The organism is Bradyrhizobium sp. CCBAU 45394 (assembly GCF_028128655.1).
GTDB classification, from domain to species: domain Bacteria; phylum Pseudomonadota; class Alphaproteobacteria; order Rhizobiales; family Xanthobacteraceae; genus Bradyrhizobium; species Bradyrhizobium diazoefficiens.
The window spans coordinates 231,674-255,736 of sequence record NZ_LBIX01000172.1 but is presented as its reverse complement, the minus strand read 5'-3'; the positions used below and the strand labels follow the sequence as shown (position 1 = coordinate 255,736).

Annotated in this window: 24 protein-coding genes and 2 riboswitches; of the genes, 6 read left to right on the top strand and 18 right to left on the bottom strand. The window is 67.9% G+C overall.

Going from position 1 to position 24,063, the window contains the following annotated elements; genetic code table 11:
* Positions 1-2 precede the first annotated feature (2 nt).
* From cobT to cbiE, 8 genes are all read right to left on the bottom strand, one after another.
* Positions 3-1,055, bottom strand: coding sequence for a nicotinate-nucleotide--dimethylbenzimidazole phosphoribosyltransferase (cobT, locus tag WN73_RS30765; protein WP_028172119.1), 1,053 nt, complete (start codon positions 1,053-1,055; stop codon positions 3-5).
* A gap of 10 nt (positions 1,056-1,065) precedes the next feature.
* Complete coding sequence (gene cobF, locus WN73_RS30760; RefSeq protein ID WP_028172120.1) at positions 1,066-1,815, bottom strand: precorrin-6A synthase (deacetylating); 750 nt, start codon at positions 1,813-1,815, stop codon at positions 1,066-1,068.
* Positions 1,816-1,861: 46 nt separating this feature from the next.
* Entirely contained in the window at positions 1,862-2,539 is a 678-nt protein-coding gene (locus WN73_RS30755; protein ID WP_028172121.1) for an energy-coupling factor ABC transporter permease, read from the bottom strand.
* 37 nt (positions 2,540-2,576) lie between these two features.
* Positions 2,577-2,791: riboswitch (cobalamin riboswitch) on the bottom strand.
* Positions 2,792-2,841: 50 nt separating this feature from the next.
* Positions 2,842-3,573 carry a uroporphyrinogen-III C-methyltransferase gene (gene cobA, locus WN73_RS30750; protein ID WP_028172122.1) on the bottom strand — a complete coding sequence of 244 codons (732 nt, stop codon included), beginning with the start codon at positions 3,571-3,573 and terminating at the stop codon, positions 2,842-2,844.
* Positions 3,570-4,880: a cobyrinate a,c-diamide synthase gene (locus WN73_RS30745; protein ID WP_271555997.1), complete on the bottom strand. Its 1,311-nt coding sequence runs from the start codon at positions 4,878-4,880 to the stop codon at positions 3,570-3,572. Before WN73_RS30745 ends, cobA begins: the two co-directional genes overlap by 4 nt.
* The gene (gene cobM / locus WN73_RS30740) at positions 4,880-5,662 is read right to left on the bottom strand and encodes a precorrin-4 C(11)-methyltransferase (protein ID WP_271555995.1); all 783 of its coding nucleotides are present in this window, start codon (positions 5,660-5,662) and stop codon (positions 4,880-4,882) included. The genes WN73_RS30745 and cobM overlap by 1 nt, the downstream gene beginning before the upstream one ends.
* The gene (locus WN73_RS30735; protein WP_271555994.1) at positions 5,659-6,027 is read right to left on the bottom strand and encodes a cobalamin biosynthesis protein; all 369 of its coding nucleotides are present in this window, start codon (positions 6,025-6,027) and stop codon (positions 5,659-5,661) included. Before WN73_RS30735 ends, cobM begins: the two co-directional genes overlap by 4 nt.
* Positions 6,024-7,205 (bottom strand): precorrin-6y C5,15-methyltransferase (decarboxylating) subunit CbiE, encoded by a 1,182-nt coding sequence (gene cbiE, locus WN73_RS30730; RefSeq protein WP_271555993.1) that lies wholly within the window; start codon positions 7,203-7,205, stop codon positions 6,024-6,026. Before cbiE ends, WN73_RS30735 begins: the two co-directional genes overlap by 4 nt.
* On the opposite strand from cbiE, the gene WN73_RS30725 reads away from it, so the two are divergent.
* Positions 7,204-7,950, top strand: coding sequence for a cobalt-precorrin-6A reductase (locus WN73_RS30725; protein ID WP_271555991.1), 747 nt, complete (start codon positions 7,204-7,206; stop codon positions 7,948-7,950). The genes cbiE and WN73_RS30725 overlap by 2 nt on opposite strands.
* On the opposite strand, the gene cobJ is transcribed toward WN73_RS30725, so the two are convergent.
* From cobJ to WN73_RS30690, 7 genes are read right to left on the bottom strand one after another with little or no spacing between them, the layout of a single operon-like run.
* Positions 7,926-8,660 (bottom strand): precorrin-3B C(17)-methyltransferase, encoded by a 735-nt coding sequence (cobJ, locus tag WN73_RS30720; RefSeq protein ID WP_011086051.1) that lies wholly within the window; start codon positions 8,658-8,660, stop codon positions 7,926-7,928. The two genes, WN73_RS30725 and cobJ, sit on opposite strands and share 25 nt — an antisense overlap.
* Entirely contained in the window at positions 8,657-9,388 is a 732-nt protein-coding gene (locus WN73_RS30715) for a precorrin-2 C(20)-methyltransferase (protein ID WP_271555989.1), read from the bottom strand. Before WN73_RS30715 ends, cobJ begins: the two co-directional genes overlap by 4 nt.
* A gap of 2 nt (positions 9,389-9,390) precedes the next feature.
* Positions 9,391-10,020 carry a precorrin-8X methylmutase gene (locus WN73_RS30710; protein ID WP_060911291.1) on the bottom strand — a complete coding sequence of 210 codons (630 nt, stop codon included), beginning with the start codon at positions 10,018-10,020 and terminating at the stop codon, positions 9,391-9,393.
* Positions 10,020-11,183: a precorrin-3B synthase gene (gene cobG, locus WN73_RS30705; RefSeq protein ID WP_271555988.1), complete on the bottom strand. Its 1,164-nt coding sequence runs from the start codon at positions 11,181-11,183 to the stop codon at positions 10,020-10,022. Before cobG ends, WN73_RS30710 begins: the two co-directional genes overlap by 1 nt.
* Positions 11,180-14,428, bottom strand: a complete 3,249-nt coding sequence (gene cobN / locus WN73_RS30700) for a cobaltochelatase subunit CobN (RefSeq protein ID WP_271555987.1) — start codon at positions 14,426-14,428, stop codon at positions 11,180-11,182. The genes cobG and cobN overlap by 4 nt, the downstream gene beginning before the upstream one ends.
* Positions 14,428-15,477 (bottom strand): cobalamin biosynthesis protein CobW, encoded by a 1,050-nt coding sequence (cobW, locus tag WN73_RS30695; protein WP_011086046.1) that lies wholly within the window; start codon positions 15,475-15,477, stop codon positions 14,428-14,430. Before cobW ends, cobN begins: the two co-directional genes overlap by 1 nt.
* Positions 15,474-15,848 (bottom strand): DUF1636 family protein, encoded by a 375-nt coding sequence (locus WN73_RS30690; protein ID WP_011086045.1) that lies wholly within the window; start codon positions 15,846-15,848, stop codon positions 15,474-15,476. Before WN73_RS30690 ends, cobW begins: the two co-directional genes overlap by 4 nt.
* Before the next feature lie 95 nt (positions 15,849-15,943).
* Positions 15,944-16,163: riboswitch (cobalamin riboswitch) on the bottom strand.
* A gap of 40 nt (positions 16,164-16,203) precedes the next feature.
* On the opposite strand from WN73_RS30690, the gene cobO reads away from it, so the two are divergent.
* Both cobO and WN73_RS30680 read left to right on the top strand, forming a co-directional pair.
* On the top strand, positions 16,204-16,839 hold the full coding sequence (gene cobO, locus WN73_RS30685) for a cob(I)yrinic acid a,c-diamide adenosyltransferase (protein WP_028172130.1): 636 nt from the start codon (positions 16,204-16,206) through the stop codon (positions 16,837-16,839).
* Between the two features lie 11 nt (positions 16,840-16,850).
* Positions 16,851-18,299, top strand: coding sequence for a cobyric acid synthase (locus tag WN73_RS30680; RefSeq protein ID WP_271555983.1), 1,449 nt, complete (start codon positions 16,851-16,853; stop codon positions 18,297-18,299).
* Here the strand turns inward: WN73_RS30680 and cobD are convergent.
* Positions 18,288-19,253: a threonine-phosphate decarboxylase CobD gene (gene cobD, locus WN73_RS30675; RefSeq protein ID WP_028172132.1), complete on the bottom strand. Its 966-nt coding sequence runs from the start codon at positions 19,251-19,253 to the stop codon at positions 18,288-18,290. The two genes, WN73_RS30680 and cobD, sit on opposite strands and share 12 nt — an antisense overlap.
* An 11-nt stretch (positions 19,254-19,264) precedes the next feature.
* A complete protein-coding gene (gene cbiB / locus WN73_RS30670; protein WP_028172133.1) occupies positions 19,265-20,206 on the bottom strand; it encodes an adenosylcobinamide-phosphate synthase CbiB in 942 nt (313 codons plus the stop codon).
* Between the two features lie 127 nt (positions 20,207-20,333).
* Between cbiB and cobU the strand changes: the two genes are divergently transcribed.
* Genes cobU through bluB form a run of 3 tightly spaced genes read left to right on the top strand, consistent with a single transcriptional unit; the run spans position 20,334 to position 22,253 of the window.
* Positions 20,334-20,837: a bifunctional adenosylcobinamide kinase/adenosylcobinamide-phosphate guanylyltransferase gene (cobU, locus tag WN73_RS30665; protein WP_027549028.1), complete on the top strand. Its 504-nt coding sequence runs from the start codon at positions 20,334-20,336 to the stop codon at positions 20,835-20,837.
* Entirely contained in the window at positions 20,834-21,616 is a 783-nt protein-coding gene (cobS, locus tag WN73_RS30660) for an adenosylcobinamide-GDP ribazoletransferase (RefSeq protein ID WP_028172134.1), read from the top strand. Before cobU ends, cobS begins: the two co-directional genes overlap by 4 nt.
* A gap of 4 nt (positions 21,617-21,620) precedes the next feature.
* Positions 21,621-22,253 carry a 5,6-dimethylbenzimidazole synthase gene (gene bluB, locus WN73_RS30655; protein WP_011086038.1) on the top strand — a complete coding sequence of 211 codons (633 nt, stop codon included), beginning with the start codon at positions 21,621-21,623 and terminating at the stop codon, positions 22,251-22,253.
* Between the two features lie 123 nt (positions 22,254-22,376).
* Here bluB and WN73_RS30650 read toward each other — a convergent pair whose 3' ends face one another.
* Positions 22,377-24,062, bottom strand: coding sequence for a ShlB/FhaC/HecB family hemolysin secretion/activation protein (locus WN73_RS30650; RefSeq protein ID WP_028172135.1), 1,686 nt, complete (start codon positions 24,060-24,062; stop codon positions 22,377-22,379).
* Between the last annotated feature and the right edge of the window lies 1 nt (position 24,063).

The following is a 24,063-nucleotide window of genomic DNA, read 5'->3' as shown; positions in this document are numbered from 1 at the left end:
GATCAGGCCGGGCGATCCGGCACATTGGCCTGCGCGAACGTCGCCATGCCGTTGTGAAGCGCACAGGCCGATCGCACCAGCGGCAGCGCGATGGCGGCGCCCGATCCCTCGCCGAGCCTGAGATCGAGGCTGATCAGCGGCTGCACGTTCAGTGCCCGGAGCACCAGCCGATGCCCCTGCTCCGCCGATTGATGCGAGGGCAGCAGGAAAGGCTGGCACGACGGATTGAGGCGCACGGCCGCCAGCGCCGCGACCGACACGATGAAGCCGTCGATCAATACGGGAATGCGGCGCTGCGCGGCCGCGATGATGGCCCCGCAGATGGCCGCGATCTCGAGGCCGCCGACGGCGCACAGGATTTTTTCGGGCGATGCAGCCGCAACGCCATGACGCGCAATCGCGGCATCGATCACGCGCACCTTGTGCGCACGGCCGGCGGCATCGACGCCGGTGCCGCTGCCCGCGATCTCCTCGGCGCTCACGCCGAGCAGACTCGCCGCGATCGCCGCCGAGGTCGTGGTGTTGCCGATGCCCATCTCGCCGAAGATCAGAAGATCGGGCTGGCCGGCTGCCGCGCGCGCAACCGCACGCTCGCCGGCCTCGAAGGCGAAGGCCAGCTCTGCAGGCGTGAGCGCAGCCTCGACGCTGAAATCGCGCGTGCCGCTGCGCGGCTTGTCGGTGACGATGCCTATCATCTCGTCTTGCGCCAGCGTGCCGGCGTCAACGACTTCCAGGTGCGAACCCAACTCACGCGCCAGCACCGAGATCGCGGCGCCGCCCGAGGCGAAGTTCGCCATCATCGCGATGGTCACGGCTTGCGGATAGGCCGACACGCCTTGCGCAACGATGCCGTGGTCGCCCGCGAAGATGATGATCGGCACGCGTGCCGCGCGTGGCTGCTCGGTCGCTTGCAGGCCCGCGAGCTCGATCGCGAGCTGCTCGAGCCGGCCGAGCGCGCCGGTCGGCTTCGTCAGTTGCGCCTGCCGCACGATCGCCGCCTCGCGATGGACCGCGGAGATTTCGGGGCACTTATGGTAGACCCATTCGGGGAGCATGCTGCCTCGCTTACGGCCTGCGCTTGAGAATGTAGCAGTCCATGATCCAGCCGTGCCGCTCGCGCGCCTCCTGCCGCAGCGCGGCGATGCGCGGGCCCACCTCGGCCAGCGCGCCGGACATGATGATCTGATCGGGCATGCCGAGATAGGCACCCCACCAGATCTGGAGCCCGGCCGGATCGAGCGACTGAAACGCCGTGCCGCCATCGAGCATCACGACCACGGTGTCTGCGCTTACCGGCCAGCCGCCTTCACGCAAGCGGCGGCCTGTCGTGACCAGAAAGGGCTCGCCGATGTCGTTGAGCGGCAGCGCATGCGCCGCGCACAACGCCTGGATCGACGTGATACCGGGGATGACCTCGATTGTCGGCAAGGGATCGAGCCGGCGCGCAATACGCAGCGAGGAATCGTAGAGCGACGGATCGCCCCAGATTAGCAGCGCGACCCTGCCATCCCCTTCGAGATGGCTCGTGATGGTCTGCGACCATTTCGCGGCGACCGCATCGTGCCAATCGTCGACGCCCTTGCGGTAGTCCGCCTCGCCTGCGTCGCGCACGGGAAGATCGAACTCGGCGATGCGCGTCTTGTCGCTGGTCAGCACATCCGCGCAGATCGTCCGCCTGAGATCGGCGAGATCGGACTTTGCGCTCCCCTTGCGCGGGATCAGGACGAGATCGGCCGCGTTGATGGCGCGGGTCGCGGCGTGCGTGAGCTGCTCGGGATCGCCGCAACCGATGCCTATCAGGGAGAGCGTGAGCATCGCGTTCGCGAAGGGCGGCCATCACGGCCGCCCTTTCGCTTGTCTCTCAGGCCGCGTTGTGCAGGCGCGGGGTGACGAGGCCGGGCGCGGTGACGCCGCGCAGCGACTTCGCCAGCGCCAGCACGGCGAGATCGGCCAGCGGCTCGATCACGATGACGAGCGCATAGGAGGCCGCGAAGGTCGCGATGTTGACGAGGTTGGTCATAGCAAAACCGGAGCCATAGAGCGCCCAGAACGCCACCCAGCCGATGACGCCGGCCTGATAGGTCGTCGAAAGCGCCAGCGCCTGGCGATACCTGAGATCGACATAGGCGGTGTTGCGGGCAATGATCCGCGTGGCGATCGCCTGGATCGCGAACAGCGGCACCAGCAGCGTGGTGACGTTCATGCCGTATTGCGGCAGGTCGGCCGGCTCGAAGAGCACGCCCTGGAACAGCAGGCCGAGCGCGAGGCCGAAGGCCGCGGGGGCAGCACCGAACAGCAGGAACAAGGTCGAGCCGAGGATGAAGTGCACCTCGGACACGCCGACCGGGAAGTGCGGCAAGATCTCGAAGAAGGTGAAGACGAGGCCGGTGGTGGCGAGGGTCCGCGCCGCGAACGACGTGATGCCCTGTTCGCGCACGGTCTCGGCCGCGAGCTTCAGCGCAACGCCGCCTGCGGCGATGCCGGTTGCGTAACTCAACACGAGCTTGGCGCCCGTCACGATCCCGGGTTCGATATGCATGGCTCAGTCCTTTCCTGCCGTCACACCCGACGGCCTTGGCCTCAAAACATGCACGGCCGGTCTCCTGGCTCGCGGTTCACTGGGGATCTCCGGCCTTCCCGGACCTTGCGATCCAGTGGCGGTTCGGAGCCCCTCACCGCTTACAGTCGCGGGGGCGGCTGGGGTTTTGGGCGCCGCAACTGGGTCCGCCCATCCCCATTCCCGATTATGCTCCGGCGCTTTGCGCCACCTCGAGCACCATGCTTGTCCTGTGTGCCCCTTTCACGCAGCCTGCGTCAAGGGCCGAACGGCGGCGGTCGCCGTCATGACGGGTATTCTCCCGCCAGTGCGCCGAACAGGATCACGGCGGCCGTCGAGGCAGCCCCGCCCCGCGCAAGCTGCTCGGCAAGCTCGGCAATCGTGGTGCGGACCAGCCGCTCGTCGGGGCGGCCGAGGGATTCGGCGAACAGCGCCGGGGTGGTCGGCGCGAGGCCGTGCGCGATCAATTTTGCGGCAAGCGCCGGAAAGGTGCGGCGGCCCATATAGACCACGGTGGTCGCCTCCGGATCGGCCAGCGCCGCCCAGTTCAGGTTTTGCGGCAGCTCGCCGGTGACGTCGGCTCCGGTCACGAACTGCACCCGGCGCGAGGTGTGGCGCCGCGTCAGGGGCATGCCGGCTTGCGCAGCGGCCACGCAGGCCGAAGTGACGCCGGGAACGATCTCGTAGCCGATGCCGGCCGCGCGCAGCGTTTCGAGCTCCTCCTCGAGCCGTCCGAAGATGCCGGCGTCGCCCGACTTCAACCGCACCACGCGCGCGCCAGTCGCGGCATAATCGACCAGCAGGCGGTTGACGTGATGCTGCTTGGTCGAGGGCCGCCCGGCCCGTTTCCCGACCGCAACGAGATTGGCGCCGGGACGGGCGAGATCGAGAATCGCGCCGGACGCGAGGTCGTCATAAAGCACGACATCGGCCTCGCGCAGCCGCGCGGCACCCTTGAGCGTGAGAAGCTCGGGGTCGCCGGGACCGGCGGAGATGAAGGAGACAAAACCGCTCACCGGTCCTCCGCGATCAGATGGAAGAACGTGCCGGTGGCATTGCCTCGGCGCGAACCGGTCTCGGCGATGACCGCACCGGTCGCGTCGTGCACCACCGCGAGCGGCATGTCGGGCTGGGCGGCAATCGTCGAATAGTGGAATTCGTGGCCGCGCAGGCGCGCGCCGGGGCTATGTCCCGGCATCGGTGCGGCGAGTTCGGCGAGACGATAGCCCAGATGCATGCGGCGTTTGGCAAAGCTCGTCTCCAGGCCGAGCAGGCCCGCCATCTCATGGCGGACACCGTCGGCGTCGGTCAAAGCGGTTCCGAGCACCATATAGCCTCCGCATTCACCGTGCACCGGTCGTGTCTCGGCGAAGGCGCGCAAGCCGCTGCGAAAGCGCGCGTTGGCGGCGATCTTCCCGGCATGAAGCTCGGGATAGCCGCCGGGCAGCCAGCAGACATCGGCGCTCGCGTCGGGCGCCTCATCGGCAAGCGGCGAGAAGGTCGAGATGTCGGCACCAGCCGCGCGCCAGGCTTCCAGCATATGCGGATAGACGAATGAGAATGCCGCATCGCGGGCAAGCGCAATGCGCTGCCCGGGCGGCGTCACGTTCAGGCCGTTCGCAGCCGGTTGCAGCGCCCAGGCGGCCGCCGATTGCAGCACCGCATCGAGATCGACATGCTCGGCGACGAAACGCGCGGCCTCGTCGATCAGTTTTCCGATCTCCGCCTGCTCCTCGGCCTGCACCAGGCCGAGATGCCGCTTCGGCAGGCTGATCTCGGCATGGCGCGGCAGCGCGCCGAACACGGCGATGCCGGCGTCGTTAAGCGCGCGCCGTACGAGGTCTTCATGGCGCGGGCTGGCAACACGATTGAGCACGACACCGGCAAGGCGCACACCCGGTCGGTAGTCGCGAAGACCCGCAGCGATCGCCGCCGCCGTCTGCGCCTGTCCCGAGGGATCGATCACCAGCAGCACCGGCCAGCCCAGCATCTCCGCAATGTCGGCGGTGGCGCCTGTGCCGGAGACGCCACGCGCGGCGACGCCGTCGAACAGACCCATCGAGCCCTCGGCAAGCACGACATCGGCGTCGGCGCCGCGGCCGACGAGATGCGCGATTCCCCCGCGATCCATCGCCCAGCTATCGACGTTGACGGAAGCGCGGCCCGTCGCAGCGGCATGGAAGGCGGGATCAATATAGTCGGGCCCGCTCTTGAAGCACTGCACGTTCAGTCCGCGATTGCGCCAGGCGCGCGCGAGCGCCAGCGTCAGCGTCGTCTTGCCGACGCCGGAGGCGGGCGCGGAGATGACGAGCCCTGCCGGCATCAGGAGGCCTCCGGAAAGCGTGGCTCGGCGCCGACCGGCCGATAGCGGCGGTCGTAGTCGGCGGCATAGAGGCGGCTCTCGTCGAAATCCGCGGCGCCAAGCGTCTTGCCGACCAGAATGAGCGCGGTGCGTTCCATCTCGGCGCCGACGGCGGCATCGAGCGTCGCAAGCGTGGCGCGGACGATGCGCTGGTCCGGCCAGCTCGCGCGCCAGACGATGGCGACCGGGCAATCCGCGCCGTAGTGAGGCAGCAGCTCCGCAATCACCTGGTCGAGCAGATGGATCGACAGATGGATGGCGAGTGTCGCACCGGTCGCAGCGAAAGCGGCGAGCTTCTCCCCTTCGGGCATCGCACTGGCGCGGCCCGGCGTACGCGTCAGCACCACGGTCTGAGCGAGCCCCGGCAAAGTCAGCTCCACCTCGAGTGCCGCGGCGGCGGCCGAGAAAGACGGAACGCCGGGCGTCACGGTGAAGGGAATGTCAAGCGTACGGAGACGGCGGAGCTGCTCGCCCATCGCCGACCAGATCGAGAGATCGCCGGAATGCAGCCGCGCGATGTCCTTGCCGTCCGCATGCGCGGCGGCGATCTCCGCGATGATCTCGTCAAGCGACAACGGCGCGGTGTTGACGATCCGCGCGCCCGGCGGGCAATGCGCCAGCACGCCCTCAGGCACCAGCGAGCCGGCATAGAGGCAGACCGGACAGGCGGCGATCAGATTGCGCCCGCGCAAAGTCAGCAGATCGGGAGCGCCCGGCCCGGCACCGATGAAATGCACCGTCATGCGCCGTCTCCTTCCGCGATCGCGGCCGTCGCGGTGCGGTCCTGCGAGACCACCCGCGTCGCAATCAATCGCGCACGAGGGCCGGCCGCGGCGAGCGCCGCGGCCTCGGCGACCGATCCGGTCCCGAACTTTTCCGCGATGAGCCTGGACTGCGTCGGCGTGTCGATGCCGGCCAGCACCTCGGGCGATACCGCCTTGATCGGCACACCGCATTCGCGCGCGAGCTGCTGCAGCGCTTCTGCATCGGCCTTGTCGCTGACGGTCGCCACCGCCGCAAGGCCTTCTGCGCCGCCCGCTGCCAGCAGCGCCTCTCGCAACGAGGCCAGCGTGACATCCTCCCTGAATCCGAGCCCGGCGACCTTCATCGGACCGCACTCCACTGCAACACGGGACGCGCCGCCTCCCAGGACCGGTAGCGGCCGAGCGGGCCGGCATGGGCGATCTCGACCCGCATCAACTCGCCGCCGTGGCGTTGGTGCAGTTCGCCAAGCAGCGCTTCCGTCTCCAGCGTCACGGCATGTGCAACGAGCCGTGTGCCTGCCCCGATGCGCGACCAGATAGCGTCGAACATCGCGCTATCGAGACCACCGCCGATGAAGACAGCATTCGGCGCGTCCAGCCCGGCGAGAGCTTCGGGCGCACGGCCCGTGACAACAGCGATCCGATGCGCCAATCCGAACGCCGCCGCATTGCTGCGGATATTCGCGGCGCGAGCCTCGCGCATCTCGATTGCCGTCGCCGTCCCGCCGCAAAGCGCCCACTCGACCGAGATCGAACCCGATCCGGCGCCGATATCCCACAACCGTTCGCCCGGGCGTGGTGCCAGCGCCGAAATCGCGAGCGCACGCACCGGCCGCTTGGTGATCTGGCCGTCATGAGCGAAGAGATCGTCGGGAAGTCCCGCGCTGCGAGGAATGCCCTGAGCTCCCTTCGCCTCCACGGCCACCGCGACCAGGTTTCCGGCGAGATCGCCAGTAAAACCATCGGCACGATGTTCCGCAATGCTTTCGCGTGGCCCGCCGAGCGCGGCGAGAGTCCAGAATTCCGAGGCGCCCCATCCGCGCTCGCCCATCCACTTTGCAAGGTCGCCTGCGGCCTTGCCGTCGCGCACGAGGCAAATGATGCGCGCGCCAGGCGCAAGGTGTGGCACGAGGCGCTCGAAGGGCGCGGCGTGGAGACCGAGGCAGACGACGGATTCAAGACGCCAGCCGAGCCGCGCAGCGGCGAGCGAGAATGTCGACGGCGCCGAATGTGCGACCCACTCACCCGCCTCAAGCTTCTCGGCAAGGCTTGCGCCGGCGCCGTGCCAGAACGGATCGCCGGAGGCCAGCACCGCGGTCGGCCGGCCGCGGCGGCTGAGCACGACCTCCGCATCGAACGGCACCGGCCACGGGTGGCCGCGCCCGGTCACACCGGCAAGCGCGAGATGACGCTCGCCGCCGAAGACGGTTTCGGCCTCACGCAGCGCCTTTCGGCTTGCGTCCGACAGCCCGGCAAGGCCATCTTCGCCGATACCGATGATGGTCAGCCAGGGATCAGCCATGACACGCGCCCTCATTCTGGGCGGAACGAGCGATGCGAGCCAGCTCGCGGCGGAGATCGCGCGCACCGGCATGGATGCCGTCTATTCCTATGGCGGCCGCACCCGTGCGCCTGCCGACCAGCCGCTGCCGACCCGCATCGGCGGCTTCGGCGGCCTGAGCGGCCTTGCCGATTACATTCGCCGTGAAGGCATCACGCATGTGATCGACGCGACGCATCCTTTCGCTGCCGAGATGAGCCGCAACGCCGTCGCGGCATGCGCGGAAACCGGCACGCCGTTGATCGCGCTCGAACGCACCCCCTGGGCTAAAACACCCGGTGACAACTGGATCGAGGTCGGCGACGTCGATGCAGCGGTCGCCGCTCTGCCCGAGTCGCCGGCAAACGTGTTCCTCGCCATCGGCCGCCAGCACATCGCGCCGTTCGGGAATAAACCGCAGCACGCCTACACACTGCGCTTCGTCGATCCGCCCGAAGCGCCGCTGCCCTTCCCGGCTGACGTGATCGTGTCGCGCGGACCGTTCACGCTTGATGGCGAGCTGGAGATGCTGCGTACGCGCGGCGTCATATGGATCGTCGCCCGCAATTCCGGCGGCGATGGCGCGCGCGCCAAGATCGACGCGGCCCGCACGCTCGGCCTGCCCGTGATCATGATCGCGCGGCCGGAGTTGCCCGAGCGCCAGCGGGTCGAGAGCGTGGCCGAGATCATGCAGTGGCTTGGTCATCGCACCTGCCTCGGCGCATAGATCCAGCGGCCGACACGGCGCGTCTGCGAGTTGCCGACGATCACCAGCGTTCGCATGTCGGCCATCTCGGGCCGCGCCGCGTTGAGCGTGACGGTCTCGATCGTCTCGTCGGATGCGCTGATCGCGCGCGCGAAGATCACGAGCCGCTCGCCGCAGCCGGCGTCCTTCAGCACGGCCAGCGCGCGGCCAAATCCTTCCGGCCGGCTCGCCGAACGCGGATTGTACAGAGCGATCGCGAAATCCGCTTCCGCGGCCAGCCGCAGGCGCTTCTCGATCAGCGCCCATGGCTTGAGATTGTCGGAGAGATTGATCGCGCAGAAATCATGGCCGAGCGGCGCGCCGGCACGCGCGGCCGCCGCCAGCATCGCAGTGATGCCGGGCAGCACGCGGATCGGGAGCTCGCGATATTGCGGCGCCTGCTCGAGCGCCTCGAACACGGCCGATGCCATCGCGAAGACGCCAGGATCGCCGGAGGAGACGACGACGACCTGCCCGCCTTCGGCGGCCAGGCGCAGCGCCTCGCTCGCTCGCGCGAGCTCCTCGCGGTTGTCGGATGGATGCAGCGTGAGCCCCGGTCGCGGCGGCACGCGCGCGACATAGGGCGCATAGCCCAGAATATCGGTGGCGGAGCCCAGCGCGGCGGAGACCTCGGGCGTCACCAGCGCGTCACTGCCCGGGCCGAGGCCCGCGATGGTCAGCGTGCCCGTCATTCGGCGGCGTCCAGATGCCGGCCCTTGCCGTGCACGAGCACGATCGCAAAATAGGGACAGTCGGCGGCATCGATCTCGGCGAGCCGCGCGACGCGCTCGCCCGGCATGGTGCCGCGCTCGACCAGCCAGGCATCGTCCAGCCTTCCGGCGGCGGCAAGCGCGCGGCGCACTTTCGCAAGATTGCGGCCGGTCTTCATGACGACCAGCGCATCGGAGTCCCGCATGCGGCGCTCGAGCTCGTCCTCCGCGAGCGTGCCCATCAGCACCGTCGTCACGTCGTCGCCGAGCGCGATCGGCTGGCCGACGGCATGCCAGCAGCCGACCATGCCGGGAATGCCCGCGATCACCTCGATCTCGACGCGTCCCTGCAAGCGCGTGTGCAGATGCATGAAAGAGCCGTAGAAATAGGGGTCGCCCTCGCAGAGCACGACCACGTCGACCGCGCGCGCCAGCCGCGCCAGGCGCTCGGCCCATTCGTCGTAGAAGCCGGCGAGCAACTGGACGTATTCCGCGCTGTCGAAAGCGATCTCGGTCGTAACAGGGTATTCCATGGGATATTCGGTGACATCGCGGGCGAGCATGCCCTCGACGATACGACGCGCCTGGCCCGGCCTGCCCTTCTTGCGGAAATAGGCCACGTGCTGTGCGCCGCGCACGGTACGATCGGCGCGCACGCTCATCATGTCAGGATCACCCGGGCCGAGACCGCAGCAGATGATGCGTCCCATGACTATTCGCTCCGGCTCGCCAGCGCATTCACGGCCGCAACGGTGATCGCGGAACCGCCAAGGCGGCCCTCGACCGTCAACGCCGGCACCGGCGGATCGGCCATCAGCGCGGCCTTGGATTCGGCCGCGCCGACGAAGCCGACCGGACAACCGATGATCGCCGCCGGCCGCGGGCAGTCGCGGTCCTCCAGCATGTTGAGGAGATGAAACAGCGCGGTCGGCGCGTTGCCGATCGCGACGATCGCGCCGGCGAGATGCGGCCGCCACAGCTCCAGCGCCGCGGCCGAGCGGGTGTTGCGCATGGATTGCGCTAGCGCGGGAACGGCGGCGTCGCCGAGGGTGCAGATGACGGCATTGGCCGCCGGAAGTCTAGCGCGCGTAATGCCCTCGGAGACCATGCGCGCATCGCACAGGATCGGCGCCCCCTTCTGCAACGCTACGCGCGCGGCGGTCGCCATGCCTGATGTGAAGCGGATATGCGCTTCCAGGCCCACCATGCCGGCGGCATGGATCATCCGCACGACGACCGGTTCCTCATCGGGCGTGAAGCGGGCAAGATCGGCCTCGGCGCGGATGGTCGCAAAGGATTGCCGGTAGATCGCCGCGCCGTCGGTCTCGTAGGCATGCGGCATCAGTGCCCTCCCATCAGGATGGAGGGATTGCCGACGATGTCGTCGCGGTTCAAGCCGCGCAGGATGGGCTCGTCGCGCGTCGAACCGCCGCGCACGAGATCGAAGCCGGCGCCGGTCGCGACCAGCGTGATCGCGGCCGCACCAGAATGAGCGCAGCCCTTGGCGCAGCCGGAGACGTGAAGTCGCGCGGCCGCGCCGATGTTCGGCGCGAGCGCTGCCGCCAGCGCGCGGGTATCGGCATGCGCCTCGCGGCAACGCGGCGCGCCGCTGCAGGCGATGACACGCAGCGCCGGATCGTAGGCCTCGGTGATGAGACCGGCCGTGGACGGCATCGTCCGCTTGCCTTCGCTCAGAACCATCCGCCACGGCGTCATGCGCAGGGCATGTCCGCAGCCGGCGAACTGGCTGAGCGTCGCATGCGGCATTTGCCCGAAGGCGACGCCGACCATCGCGCCCTGCGGATAGAGACCGGGGCGCGCCGCAGCCATGATCGGCACCGGCTCGGCCTCGCCGCGCAACGCGCCAGGCAGGGCTGCGCCGGCGGCAAGATGCGCCGCCATCCGCCCTCGCCCGTCCCGGGCACCGCCTGATGTCACGAACCAGGTTGCGAGCGCGAGGGCGGCGGTCACAGCCTCGCCGCGTCCGACGGAACGGCCGAGGCTGGCGCCATTGGCCCGCACCAGCAGTCCGCCGGCGCCATCACGCTCGATCCGCACATCCGCGGAATCGCCGGCGAGCACGCGCGAAGTGCCGTCATCGATGGCAAAGCCGAATTTCGTCGGAAGCGCGAGCACGCTATTCTCGAGCGCCTCCTCGAGCTCGGCGGCAAGCGCCTGGGTCTCGTCGCCCGCGCGCCAGAACGGCGTCACCAGGATGTTGCGCCGGGATTCGGTGTCGGCGTCGGGATCGAGCAGCGCCAGTTGCGAAAGACCGTCGAGCAGCAGCCGGTGGCTGCCTTCGCTGACGCCTCTGATCTGGAGATTGGCGCGGCTGGTGACATCGATCAGGCCGTTGCCATGGCGTTCGGCCAGATGCGCCAGTCCCGAGATCTGCGCCGCATCGAGCCGGCCGCCGAACGGGCGCACGCGAACCACGAGCCCGTCACCCGATTGCATCGGCCGCAGCGCGCCGGGGCACCAGCCCTTGACCATGGCCGCGCTCATGACGCCTCCCGCAACGCTGCCGCGATCGAATTGCGACGCGTTCGCCAGAGTGAGGCCTCATGCAGACGGGTGAAGCACGTCTCCATCGCGGCGAGCGCCGCGGAATTCTCGCGGGCCATGAAGGCGCGGACGTCGTCGTTGCCGAGCGTCGCATCGTAGTAGAGATCGAACAGATGCGGCGGCACGGCGCCGGCCAGATGGGCGAAGGCGGCCATGTGCTCGAGTGTCGCGGTGATCTCGGCGGCGCCGCGAAAACCATGGCGCATCATGCCGGCGATCCAGGCCGGATTGGCCGCGCGCGCGCGGACCACGCGTGAGATCTCCTCCGTCAGCGTGCGCGCATGCGGCTGATCGGGACGCGTCGCGTCGAGATGATAGAGCGATGGTCCCGCCGCGCCGAGATGTGCTGCGGCCGCGGCAACGCCGGCTTCATGCGCGGCATAGTCGGCGGCGAGCAGAAGATCGGTTTCCGGCAAGTCTTGGACGTGAACGAAAGCATCGGCCGACGCGAGCCGTTTCTCGATGCCGGCGCGATCGGGCTTGATCTCGCCGTCGGCGGAGAACGCCCAGGACGACGCCGACAGCCAGGCCTCGCCGGCCGCATCGCGCGTCTCCGCCGTGAAGGCATCAGGGATCGCCGAGAGGCCGACGCCGTATTGCCCGGGACGCGGCGCGAACACGCGGGACGCACGGTGTCGGTACGGATTCTCGTCGCCCTCCTCCTCGCGCGCGGCGAGCGCCTCGGCCGCCGCCTCGAACAACTGGGCGAGGCCGGAGAAGACATCGCGGAACAGGCCCGACAGCCGCAGCGTGACGTCGATGCGGGGACGGCCGAGCTCGGCCGGCGCGATGATGTCATAGCCGGTGACGCGGCCGGAGGCGTGATCCCAGCGCGGCGCAAGTCCCGCCAGATGCAGCGCCATCGCGAATTCCTCGCCGGCGGTGCGCATCGTCGCCGAGCCCCAGAGATCAACCACGAGGCCTTTCGGCCAGTCGCCGTGATCCTGCAAGTGGCGGCGAAGCAGCTCTTCCGCGAGCTTGATGCCTTGCGCATGCGCCGACGGCGTCGGCACGGCGCGCGGATCGACGGCAAACAGATTGCGTCCCGTCGGCAGCACGTCCTGGCGCCCGCGATAGGGCGAGCCCGACGGCCCCGGCGCGATGCGCCGGCCCGCAAGTGCGGCACGCAGCGCGTCCCGCTCCGCTTCGCCGCAGGCGCCGCGGCCGAACACGTGCAGGCCGTCGCCGAACTGGCTTTCCTTGAGATCGCAGACGAAGCGGTCGATCCGCGGGATCGCTTCGGCTGGCGCTGCCGATGCATCGAGGCCGAGATCGTCCTCCAGTCCGGCCACGCGGGCTTCGTCCCGGATCGCGGCGATCAGCCGCTGGCGGCGGGCGGGATCGAGACCATCGGCCGTCGAATATTCGTCGAGGAGCTGTTCGAGCCTGCGCAGGCCATCCGGCACGGCGGACTTTTCGAGCGGCGGCGGCAGGTGGCCGATGGTGACGGCACCGATGCGCCGCTTGGCCTGCGCGGCCTCGCCGGGATCGTTGACGATGAAGGGATAGATGACAGGCAGATCACCGATCAGGGCTTCCGGCCAGCAGCTCGATGACAGCGCCACGGATTTTCCCGGCAGCCATTCCAGCGTGCCATGCGCGCCCATGTGCACGACAGCATCGCAGCCCTGCTCGCGGAGCCAGAGATAGAACGCGACATAGGCATGCCGCGGCGTGCGGGCGAGATCGTGATAGTCGGCGTCGCGCGTGGTTGCATCGCCGCGTTCCGGCTGAACCGCGATGATCGACTTGCCGCATTGGATCGCGGCGAAGTGGAACGCGCCGTCGCGGCAGCTCGGGTCGCTCTCCGGCGCGCCCCAGGCTTGCGCGAGATCATCCTGCAAGGATTGCGGAAGACGCGAGAGCGCCGCGCTGTATTCGGCGACGCTCCAGGTGAGTTGCCGCCTCAGCAGCGTCTCACCGAGAGCCTGGACCGGCACGACATCGAGGCCGGTCCCCGCAAGATCGGACATCAAGGCTTCGACCGAGGCCAACGCGTCAAGACCCACTGCGTGCGCGATCTGGTGCGGGCGGCCCGGATAGTTCGACAGCACGACCGCCAGCCGCTTCTCGCCGGCCGGCTTCACCGCGAGCTTCTGCCAGGCCGCGACGCGCGCGGCGATGGCCTTCACGCGCTCCGGATCCGGGCGATGGGCAAGATGCGAGAATTGCAGGTCGGGATCACGTTCCGCAGCCGACTTGAAACTCACCACGCCCGCAAACAGGCGGCCGTCGACTTCGGGCAGCACCACATGCATCGCGAGGTCGCCGGGCGACAGGCCGCGCAGCGATTCCGCCCAGTCCTCGCGCCGCGCGGTGGAAAGCGCGACCTGGAACACGGGACACGATGCCGCATCGAACGGTGTCGTGCCGTCGTCGCCGATCGCGGAGAACGCGGTCGCATTGACGATCGCGGCCGGAGGATTTTCCACGAGCTGGAGCCGCAGCCAGTCCGCGACGCCCGCGGCCTTCAGCGAGGTGACGAACACGCCATAGGCGTCAAATCCCTTCTCGCGCAGCGTCGCAATCAGCGCATCGACCGGACCGGTGTCCGCGGCGGTCAGGTACGACCGATAAAACGTCACCAGCGCGCGAGGCTTGCCCTCGCCGGCGGTCGGCACGGCGATGACACCGCGCGCGGGCTCGTAAAAGCCCATCTCGGGCACGGTCGTCTCGCCGACGACCGGACCGGCATAGAGTCCCGAGGCCAGCGCAAGTTGCGCAATCGCGGCCTGCGCTGCGACCGGACCGCCGGTGTCGCAGAGCACCTTGAGCCGGCGCAGCGTCGAGACAGGCAGCGTTGAGTATGCATCGAGCCGCGTGTCGTCGCGGCCGTCGGCCGGCAGCACGGCGAGCACGATACCGCGCGCCTGCGCGAGTTGCTGGAGAGCCGCGAGACCGTAGGGCCAATAGGACTCGCCGCCGATCAGGCGGACCAGAATGCCGCGTGCCTGGGCCAGCGTGCGCTCGATGTAGGTGTCGATCGAAAGCGGATGACGCAGTTCGGCGAGATTGGCGAGCCGCAGCGACGGCAGGCTGTCGCGGCCACGCCGCCAGCCGGCCGCGAACGCGGCAAGATCGGAATCCGAATACGAGAGCACCACGAGATCGGCCGGGTCCTGGCCGATGTCCCTTGGCGTCGCGGTCTCCTCGAGACCGCGGCTCTCGCGGAAGACGACGTGCATCAGATGCCAGATCCTGAAAGACCAAGTCCCGCTCTTATCGCGGCCTCGTCGATATCGCCGTGCTCGCCGATCACGACGAGCTTTGACTGCCGCGCGAGCGCGCCCCAGGGCTTGTCGAACTGGTGACGCACGCGCTCGCCGACGGCCTGGAGCAGCAGGCGCATCGGCTTGCCCGCGACCGCGATGTAACCCTTGGCACGCAGCACGTTCTGCTCGCGCGCCAGGCGCTGAACCGAGGCGACCAGCGCATCGACGTCGCCGACTTCCGGAAGATCGATCACGACGGACGCAAAATCGTCGTGCTCATGCTCCTCCTCGCCGTCGTGATGCGACGGGCGCGCGGCAAGATCATTCTCGGCGGCGGCACCGAGACCGAGGATGACGCGCGCATCGATCGCGCCGTCGGTAACGGCAAGCATCGGCACGCGGCGCGGCATCTCGGCGGTGATGGCAGCCTTGGCCGCTTCGAGTCCCGCCGGGCCGGCAAGATCGGCCTTGGTCAGCAGCACGATGTCGGCGCAGGCGATCTGGTCCTCGAACACTTCCGACAGCGGCGTCTCGTGATCGAGATTTTCGTCCGCCGCCCGCTGCGCTTCCACTGCGGCCGGGTCCGGCGCGAAACGGCCGGCGGCGACGGCCTCGGCATCGGCCAGCGCGATCACACCGTCAACGGTGATGCGCGAACGGATCTCCGGCCAGTCGAACGCCCTAAGCAAGGGCTTGGGCAGCGCCAGGCCCGAGGTCTCGATCAGGATGTGATCGGGCCTCACCGGCCGCGCCAGCAACAGCTCCATGGTCGGGATGAAATCGTCGGCAACGGTGCAGCAGATGCAGCCATTGGCGAGCTCGACGATGTTTTCCTCCGGGCAATTGGCATCGGCGCAGGACTTCAGAATCTGGCCGTCGACGCCCTCGCTGCCGAACTCGTTGACGAGCACCGCGAGCTTCTTGCCGTTGGGGTTGGCGAGCAAATGCTGGATCAGCGTCGTCTTGCCGGAGCCGAGAAAGCCGGTGACCACCGTGACCGGGACTTTTGCGAGCGAGTTCATTCGGCGGCCTCCGGCACGACGGCAATGGGGGGAATGCGCGCAAGCGACTGCTTGCGGAAGATCTCGGGACGGCTGCGCCAGGGCACAAGGCCGTCGGGCGCGGCCGCATAGGCGGCGGCGCCTGCGATCACGTCGCGCGCGTTGGCGTCCGACAGGCGGCCATAGACATAGGACCAGCGGCCGGGCGCACTGAGCGCCACCGAGCAGCCCTGGCTGCATGCCGACAGGCATTCGACCGGAACCACAGTGACACCATCGGGCACGCCGGCGTCGACAATCGCACCGTGAAGGCGCTTGCCCGGCGTGACTTCGCCCTCGCCAAGCGTCTCGCCGGCACGGCAGGTAATGCAGACGTGAAGTGTGACGCTCATCGCCTCTTCCAGAATAAACAGCGGGAGGCGAAGAGGCCCACGAACCGGTCTTGCGAGGGTCCGCTTCCCCGTCGCGGAACACCCCGTCCGCCGGTCCAAAATCGTCCGCGCTGGCAGGTCTCCCGGCTTGCGGAGCAGGGTTTTGCCCTTCGATCCCCGCCTTCCCGATCCCGTCAGGGATCAGTGGCCTCGGGCATCTCTCCGGTCACGGTCGCGGGGGCGGCTGCATTTTGGACCCAAATCTTGCCGATTCGGACCCTATCGCATTCCCTCTTCGCCTGTCATAGGACAGGAACCAACGCCGGGCCACCATTTGCCCCTGGCCGCCTCTTGTCAAGCCGAAGGACCCCGTCCGATGACGCCTGAACCGGATACCCAAACGGCCGAGGAAACCGATGCCCGCCACGCCGCGAAAATGGCGAAGAAGAAGGCCGCCCGCGACAAGATCATGGCGACCAAGAGCGGCGAGAAGGGCCTCATCATCGTCCATACCGGCGCCGGAAAGGGCAAGTCCTCCTCCGCCTTCGGCATGATCGTGCGCTGCGTCGCCCATGGCTTCCCCTGCGCGGTCGTGCAGTTCATCAAGGGCGCCTGGGATACAGGCGAGCGGCGCCTCCTCACCGGCCATTTCGGCGATCTCTGCCAGTTCCACGCGATGGGCGAAGGTTTCACCTGGGAGACGCAGGACCGCGCCCGCGACATCGCCGCTGCGCGCGCCGGCTGGGAGAAGGCCAAGGAGCTGATTCTCGATCCCAGCTTGCGCATGGTCGTGCTCGACGAGATCAACATCGCGCTGCGCTACGACTACCTCGATATCGCTGAGGTCGTCGAGTTCCTGACGACGCAAAAGCCTGCGATGACACATGTCGTGCTCACCGGGCGCAATGCCAAGGACGAGCTGATCGAGATCGCCGACCTCGTCACCGAGATGACGCTGGTCAAGCATCCGTTCCGCTCCGGCATCAAGGCGCAAGCCGGCGTCGAGTTCTGAAGACACACGCGATGGCGCGCGCATTGATGATCCAGGGGGCCGGCTCGGACGTGGGCAAGTCGCTCATCGTCGCCGGCCTTGCGCGCGCCTTCACGCGGCGTGGGCTGCGCGTGCTTCCCTTCAAGCCGCAGAACATGTCGAACAATGCCGCCGTGACCGTCGACGGCGGCGAGATCGGCCGCGCCCAAGCACTGCAAGCCCTCGCCGCCGGCGTCGAGCCGCACACCGACATGAACCCGGTGCTCCTGAAGCCCGAGACCGATGTCGGCGCGCAGGTCGTTGTCCACGGCAAACGCATCGCGACCGCGCGGGCGCGCGAATACGCGGCGATGAAACCGTCATTGATGGGCGCGGTGCTGGAGAGCTTTGAGCGGTTGAAGGCGCGCGCCGATCTCGTGCTGGTCGAAGGCGCCGGCAGCCCCGCCGAGGTCAATTTGCGCAAGGCCGACATCGCCAACATGGGTTTTGCGCGCAAGGCCGACGTGCCCGTCGTGCTGATCGGCGATATCGACCGTGGCGGCGTCATCGCCCAGCTCGTCGGCATCAAGACGGTGATCGACCCCGACGATGCCGCGATGATCCAGGGTTTTGTCATCAACAAATTTCGCGGCGATCCCACGCTGTTCGATGACGGCTACAAGCTGATCGAAGCAAAGACCGCCTGGCGCGGTTTTGGTGTGCTGCCCTGGTTTGCGCGCGCCGGCGAGCTGCCCGCCGAGGACGCGCTGGGCCTGAGTGATGCGCGAAAGCCGGGCCAATGCAAGATCGCTTGCCTTGCGCTGTCGCGGATCGCCAATTTCGACGATCTCGATCCGCTCAAGCTCGAGGCGGGCGTCGATCTCGTCATGGTGCGGCCGGGTGAAGCGATCCCCGGCGATGTGCGTCTCGTCATCATCCCCGGCTCCAAATCCACCCGCGGCGACCTCGCCTTCCTGCGCGCGCAGGGCTGGGACATTGATCTCCTGGCGCATTATCGCCGCGGCGGCCACGTGCTCGGCCTCTGCGGCGGCTATCAGATGCTCGGACGCAGCGTTGCCGACCCCGACGGGATCGAAGGCCCTGCCGGCGACACACCGGGCCTCGGGCTCTTGGATGTGCAAACGGTGATGAGCCCGCAGAAAACACTGACACGGGTCACGGCCGTGCATGCGGCAACCAACCAGCCGATCCAGGCTTACGAAATCCACAGCGGCCGCACCGACGGGCCCGATCGCGCCCGTCCGTTCGCCAAACTGAATGGCGAGCCTGAAGGCGCAATCTCCAGCGATGGCCGCGTACAGGGTAGCTATTTGCACGGCCTGTTCACGTCGGATGATTTCCGGAAAGCGTTTTTGACCAAGCTCGACATCCCGGCAGGCGACGAGCCCTATCACAGCAGGGTCGAGAGCGCGCTCGATGCGCTCGCCGATCACATCGAAAAGCATCTCGACGTCGAAGGCCTGCTTTCGCTAGCGCGCTAGGACCTCGGCGAGGCGCGTCCATTCGGGCTCGCTGCCCGGAAGTCCGAGCCGCAGCCATGTCGGCTTCTGCGCGAAGACGCGCGACCAGATCTGGCCGCGCGCGAGCTTCTCCTGCGCGGCCAGCGCATCCGGCGTCTCGTAGAGACGAAACAGCGGCGTGCCGCCAACGAACCGCCAGCCCTGCGCTCGCGCCATGTCGTCGAGACGGGCACAGTCGCGCACAAGCCGCGCTGACGTGGACTCCGCCCAGGCATCATCACGCAATGCGCGGCAGCCGATTGCGATCGCAGCCCCCGAGACCGGCCATGGCCCCGACATCGCCGCAATCCTGGCGATGTCCGCCGCGCTACCGAGTGCAAACCCAAGCCGCAGGCCGGCCAGACCATAAAACTTCCCGAAGGAGCGCAGGATCAGCAGCCCCGGATGATCCGCTTCCGGCGCAAGCGACAGCTGCGGAACGGCGTCGACAAAGCTCTCGTCGATGACGAGACGGCCGACGCGCGGCAGCAGTGCCAGCAAATCCTGCGGCGTATGGCACCGGCCATCGGGGTTGTTGGGGTTGACGACGATGGCGAGATCCGCGCCCACCAGTGCCTCGAGATCGCCGACCTCCAGGACATCCCAGCCCGCAGCCGACAGGACTCCGGCATATTCGTTATAGGTCGGCGCGAGGATGCGGGCGCGGCCGCGCGGCCCAAGCTGCGGCAGCAATTGAATTGCGGCTTGCGCGCCGCCCATCGCGACGAGCGCCGCGCTCGTGCGGTAGGCGTGCTGCGCCGCCTGATGCAAGGCATCGATCTCGGCACGCGACGGCAGCGCGCTCCACGCGCGCATGCTCACCTCGCCCGCCGGATAAGGCAGCCGGTTGATCCCCGTCGAGAGATCGATCCAGTCCTCCGCGCGTCCGCCAAAACGCTGCTGGGCCAGATCGAGATTTCCGCCGTGCTCACGCATGTCCCGTTCTTTCACGCGAAAGCCAGGATCGCAAGGACGCCGGCCAGCAGCAGCATGGCGCGGCGGTAGATCGTCAACCCCCGCGTGATATCGGCGGCGAGCGGATCGCGCGCACCTTCGTTCAGCCAGGGCTCGTTCGTGACGCTGCCGTGGTAGATCCGGGGACCGCTGAGCCGCACGCCGAGCGCGCCCGCCATCGCCGCTTCCGGCCAGCCGGCGTTGGGCGAGCGATGCCGGCGCGCATCGCGCGTCGTGCACGACAATGCTTCCGCCCTGTGCGGCGCCAGCAGCACGAACAGAAACCCGGTCAGCCGCGCCGGAATGAAATTGGCGACGTCGTCGATCCGCGCCGCCGCCCAGCCAAAGGCTTCGTGTCGCTCGCTGCGATGGCCGATCATGGAGTCCAGCGTGTTGATAGCCTTGTAACCCAAAATGCCGGGCAGGCCGAACAGCGCGCCCCAGAACACGGGCGCCACGATGCCGTCGGAGGCGTTTTCCGCAAGACTCTCGATCGCCGCGCGCGCGATGCCGGCTTCATCGAGCGCCGCAGGATCGCGGCCGACGATGCGCGAGACCGCGTCGCGCGCGCCGGCGATGTCGCCGGCCTGCAAAGGTGCGGCAACGGCGGCAACATGATCATGCAGCGAGCGCAGCGCGACCAGCGGCCAGGCCAGGACCCCCGCCAGCACGATCTGGATCCAGCCCGAGGGGAGCAACGACTGAAGCGCCCAGCCGAGTGCGGCCGAGACCGCGATCACAAGGAACGCTCCGGCAATGCCCGCGGCACGGCGCAGCGCCGGCGGATCGGACCCGCGATTCCAGGCGGTGTCGATGGCCGCGATCAGGCGGCCGAGCCAGGTCACGGGATGGCCGATCCGTGCGAACAGCGGGGCCGGCCAGCCCAACAGGGCATCCACCGCCATCGCCACCGCCATCGCACCCGCAAAGCCCACACAAATCTCCCGTCTCGCTCCGCCCCTGTTGCGCAAGACGGCGGCCGAGCGCAAGCCCCTGGCCGCCTGATTTCGGCTTTGTCTTTGGCCCCGTTTGGTGATTAGTGCTGGCCGACAGGAGACTTTTATGGCCGTCATCTTGATCACGGGCGGAGCGCGATCGGGCAAGAGCCGGCGTGCGGAGACGCGCACGCAGGCCTTTCCCGGGCGGCCTGTGTACATTGCCACAGCCGAGGCGCTCGACGCCGAAATGGAGGACCGCATCGCAAAGCACCGCGCGCGACGCGGAGCCGACTGGATCGAGCGCGAGGTGCCGCTCGACCTTGTGCAGGCCCTGGTCGAGACCGAGGGCGGCGGCGCGAGACTGGTCGATTGCCTGACGCTCTGGCTGTCCAACCTGCTGCATTCCGAGCGCGATTGGTCGCGCGAGGTCACGCATCTCGCTGAGGTTCTCCCTCGCTTGCGCAGTCCGGTCATCATGGTCACCAATGAGGTCGGCCTCGGAATCGTGCCCGACAACGCGCTGGCGCGCGCCTATCGCGATGCTGCCGGAATCATGAACCAGACGTTCGCCGGCGTTGCCGACGAGGTCGAGTTCGTGGTCGCCGGACTGCCGATGAAGCTGAAATGATCCCTCGCACCGAAACGATCCGGGACGTCATCGCCGATCTCAGGATGGCGGCGTCGTTCGTCACGCTCCTGCCGGTCGGATCGTCAAAGCCTGCGGCCGACGGCGCCATCGCGCGCGCGACCTGGGCGCTGCCCGTCGCGGGACTGCTGGTCGGACTTGCCGGCGCCTTGGTCTACAAGATCGCCAGCCGGCTCGGACTGACGCCGAACCTTGCCGCCCTGCTCGCACTGGCCACGACCGCCCTCATCACCGGCGCGCTGCACGAGGACGGGCTTGCCGATACCGCCGACGGGCTCGGCGGCGGCCGCACGCGCGAGCGCAAGCTCGAGATCATGCGCGACAGCCGCATCGGGACCTATGGCGCCTGCGCACTGATCCTGTCGTTCGGCCTGCGTTGGAGCGCGCTCGCGGCGATCGCCAATCCGTGGCTGGTGACGCTGGCGCTGTGCGCTGCGCATTGCGCAGCCCGCGCGGGCGTGCCGGCGTTGATGTCGCTGGTACCGCCGGCGCGGCCTGACGGACTGTCGGCAAGCGCCGGAGCGCCGCCGGGCCGCAGCGTCGCCATCGCCTTTGCCGTTGGAACTCTCGCTCTCACCCTCGCACTTGGACCGGGCAAGGCACTGGTCGGCCTGATCCTGCTGTCGCTCGCAGGCCTGATCCTGGCACGGCTTGCCATCCGCCAGATCGGCGGGCAGACCGGCGACCTTCTCGGCGCCTTCGAGCAGACCGGCGAAATCGTGATCCTGCTCGTTGCCGCGGCCTTCCAGATGGGACGATGACCTCATGGTCGAGTTCGACGACACCTTCCGCCAACACTTGCGCGAGCTGTTCGTATGGCGCCGTGACGTGCGCCGCTTTCGCACCGATCCCTTGCCGGACGGCGCGGTGGAACGCCTGATTGAGACGGCCTGTCTTTCCCCGTCGGTCGGCCTCAGCCAACCCTGGCGCTTCGTCATCGTCGACGATGCCGCACGGCGCACTGCCGTGATCGACGATTTCAGGACTTGCAACGGCGACGCGCTGAATGCGTATGCCGGTGAACGCGCCGCGCGCTATGCCACCCTAAAGCTGTCGGGCCTCGAACAGGCCCCCGGCCACCTCGCCGTGTTCGCGGACAAGGCCAGCGACACCGGGCACGGCCTCGGGCGCGCGACCATGCCGGAGACGACGGAGTATTCTGTCGTCGCGGCGATCACCGCAATGTGGCTCGCCGCGCGTGCGGAAGGCATCGGTCTCGGCTGGGTGTCGATCCTGCATCCCGATCGCATCCACACCATTCTCGACGTGCCTGATACCTGGAAATTCATCGCCTATCTCTGCATCGGCTATCCGGAAGTCGAATGCGACCAGCCCGAGCTGGAGCAGGCGAAATGGGAGCACCGGCGAAGCGCGAACGAATTCACGCTGCGGCGCTAGGGCCGCGCCCTCCTCCGTCATTGCGAGCGCAGCGAAGCAATCCAGAATCTTGCCGCGGAGGTAGTCTGGATTGCTTCGTCGCAAGAGCTTCTCGCAATGACGACTGAGAGAGGCAACCTGCCACTACGACTTGCTGCCAGCAACCGCCGCCACAGGCGCGACGCTTTCCTGTTTCTGGAACATCAACAGCGGCCGGAAGATGATGCGGCCATAGGCCTCGTAGTGGTTCTGGGTCGAGACCGCCATCTTCAGCGGCGTCGCGTAGTTTGCCTCAAAGGTCATGAACGGCGCGTAGGTCCAGGAGAAGCCGACGCCGACCGAGCCCAGTTCGGTGACGCCGGGGAATGTCGAATATACTGCACCCCAGTCGGTGAAGATGTAGGTGTCAAAGCCCTTGAGCCATGACGACCAATTGTAGTGCAGCTCGGCGTTGAAATAATAGCCGCTGTCGCCGGACGCCGAGTTGGAGGGATAACCACGCACGGTGGTCGGACCGCCGATCGAGAAGATCTGGTCGCCCGGCAGCAGCTTCTCCTGCGTGTACTGCCAGCTCGCAAGCACGTTGGCGCTGAAATTCGCCGGACCCGCCGCGCTGGTCGCGATCAACGAGCCGGTATAGGTGTTGAACGCGCGGTTGTTGCCGAGCACGTGGTCCTGCCACGCGATGTAGTTCACCGCCGGCGAGACCGTGATCGAATAGCTGTTGCCGGAATTGGTTACCGAAAATCCGGCCGTAGCCTTGTCGTAATGATCGTCGGTGACGGCGACCGTGGCGAAGCGGCTCACCGTCTTGCCCTCGGTCTCGGCGGCGTTGAACAGCACCAGCCAGTTCTGTGTCACCCAGATCGGCTGGCTGAAATTGATCGCGGCCTGGCTGGAGCGTCCGGTGACGTCGAGCGCGACGAACGGTCCCTGGATGATCTTGATCTTGCCTTCGGTGTAGCTGACGCCGACGCGGCCGCCCCAGGGATTGACCGGAATGCTGTAGGCGGCGTTGCCGTTGAGATTGCCGTCGGAGCGCACGCCATAGAAGGTCAGGCGGTCGTCGACGCCGAACAGGCCGTGGCGCTTGTAGAACGCCCCGCCCTCCCAGCGCCCGGTGTTCTCGACGCCCTGGTTGTCGGTGAAGAGCTGCAAGGTGTCGATCGGCGGCTCGATCACCGCGAATTGGAGGTCGGTCAGACCAAAACTCGTGCCGGGCTGGAGCAGCGCCTTGATCTGCACATCGTTGGTGCGGTTGAACCAGATCACGTCGCGATTGAGCTTTGGAACGTCGAGGACCTCGCCTTCCGGCTCCTTGACGCGCTGAAGGATGTAGTCGGTGCGAGTCTGCTTGTTGCCTTCGATGGTCGTCTTCTGGAGCCGGCCTTCGGTCAGCTTGATCTTGACCACCCCGCCCTTGGCATCCTGATCGGGCAGCGTCGCGATGCCGGTGACGATGCCGCGCGCGGTGTAGACGGCATTGATGTCGGCGACGAGCTGCAACAGCGAGGCGATGTCGACATCCTTGCCGACATATTTCTTCGCGATCTCGTCGAGCTCCGCGGGCGTGATGAACTTCGACGCGTCAAACTCCACCTTGCGCAGGCGGAATTTCGGCCCGCCCGGTTTCAACAGCTGGGACTTCTCCCGCTCGCCGCCAATCACCGCCGGCCCGTTGAGCTTGGGCGGCGCGCTCTGCTGTTCGAGCTGCCGGCGCTGCCGGTCGACGTCGTTCTGGATCACGCCGGGATTGATCGACTGGGAGCGCGCGGAGACAATGCAGCAAGCTGCCAGCCCGACCCCCAATGCTGCCCCCAGAATCCGCATC

Coding starts and splice junctions, on each gene's coding strand:
- cobT (WP_028172119.1), bottom strand. CDS start 1,055: ATGCTCCCCGAATGGGTCTACCATAAGTGCCCCGAAATCTCCGCGGTC.
- cobF (WP_028172120.1), bottom strand. CDS start 1,815: ATGCTCACGCTCTCCCTGATAGGCATCGGTTGCGGCGATCCCGAGCAG.
- WN73_RS30755 (WP_028172121.1), bottom strand. CDS start 2,539: ATGCATATCGAACCCGGGATCGTGACGGGCGCCAAGCTCGTGTTGAGT.
- WN73_RS30745 (WP_271555997.1), bottom strand. CDS start 4,880: ATGCCGGCAGGGCTCGTCATCTCCGCGCCCGCCTCCGGCGTCGGCAAG.
- cobM (WP_271555995.1), bottom strand. CDS start 5,662: ATGACGGTGCATTTCATCGGTGCCGGGCCGGGCGCTCCCGATCTGCTG.
- WN73_RS30735 (WP_271555994.1), bottom strand. CDS start 6,027: ATGAAGGTCGCCGGGCTCGGATTCAGGGAGGATGTCACGCTGGCCTCG.
- WN73_RS30725 (WP_271555991.1), top strand. CDS start 7,204: ATGACACGCGCCCTCATTCTGGGCGGAACGAGCGATGCGAGCCAGCTC.
- cbiE (WP_271555993.1), bottom strand. CDS start 7,205: ATGGCTGATCCCTGGCTGACCATCATCGGTATCGGCGAAGATGGCCTT.
- cobJ (WP_011086051.1), bottom strand. CDS start 8,660: ATGACGGGCACGCTGACCATCGCGGGCCTCGGCCCGGGCAGTGACGCG.
- WN73_RS30715 (WP_271555989.1), bottom strand. CDS start 9,388: ATGGGACGCATCATCTGCTGCGGTCTCGGCCCGGGTGATCCTGACATG.
- WN73_RS30710 (WP_060911291.1), bottom strand. CDS start 10,020: ATGCCGCATGCCTACGAGACCGACGGCGCGGCGATCTACCGGCAATCC.
- cobG (WP_271555988.1), bottom strand. CDS start 11,183: ATGAGCGCGGCCATGGTCAAGGGCTGGTGCCCCGGCGCGCTGCGGCCG.
- cobN (WP_271555987.1), bottom strand. CDS start 14,428: ATGCACGTCGTCTTCCGCGAGAGCCGCGGTCTCGAGGAGACCGCGACG.
- cobW (WP_011086046.1), bottom strand. CDS start 15,477: ATGAACTCGCTCGCAAAAGTCCCGGTCACGGTGGTCACCGGCTTTCTC.
- WN73_RS30690 (WP_011086045.1), bottom strand. CDS start 15,848: ATGAGCGTCACACTTCACGTCTGCATTACCTGCCGTGCCGGCGAGACG.
- cobO (WP_028172130.1), top strand. CDS start 16,204: ATGACGCCTGAACCGGATACCCAAACGGCCGAGGAAACCGATGCCCGC.
- WN73_RS30680 (WP_271555983.1), top strand. CDS start 16,851: ATGGCGCGCGCATTGATGATCCAGGGGGCCGGCTCGGACGTGGGCAAG.
- cobD (WP_028172132.1), bottom strand. CDS start 19,253: ATGCGTGAGCACGGCGGAAATCTCGATCTGGCCCAGCAGCGTTTTGGC.
- cobU (WP_027549028.1), top strand. CDS start 20,334: ATGGCCGTCATCTTGATCACGGGCGGAGCGCGATCGGGCAAGAGCCGG.
- cobS (WP_028172134.1), top strand. CDS start 20,834: ATGATCCCTCGCACCGAAACGATCCGGGACGTCATCGCCGATCTCAGG.
- bluB (WP_011086038.1), top strand. CDS start 21,621: ATGGTCGAGTTCGACGACACCTTCCGCCAACACTTGCGCGAGCTGTTC.
- WN73_RS30650 (WP_028172135.1), bottom strand. CDS start 24,062: ATGCGGATTCTGGGGGCAGCATTGGGGGTCGGGCTGGCAGCTTGCTGC.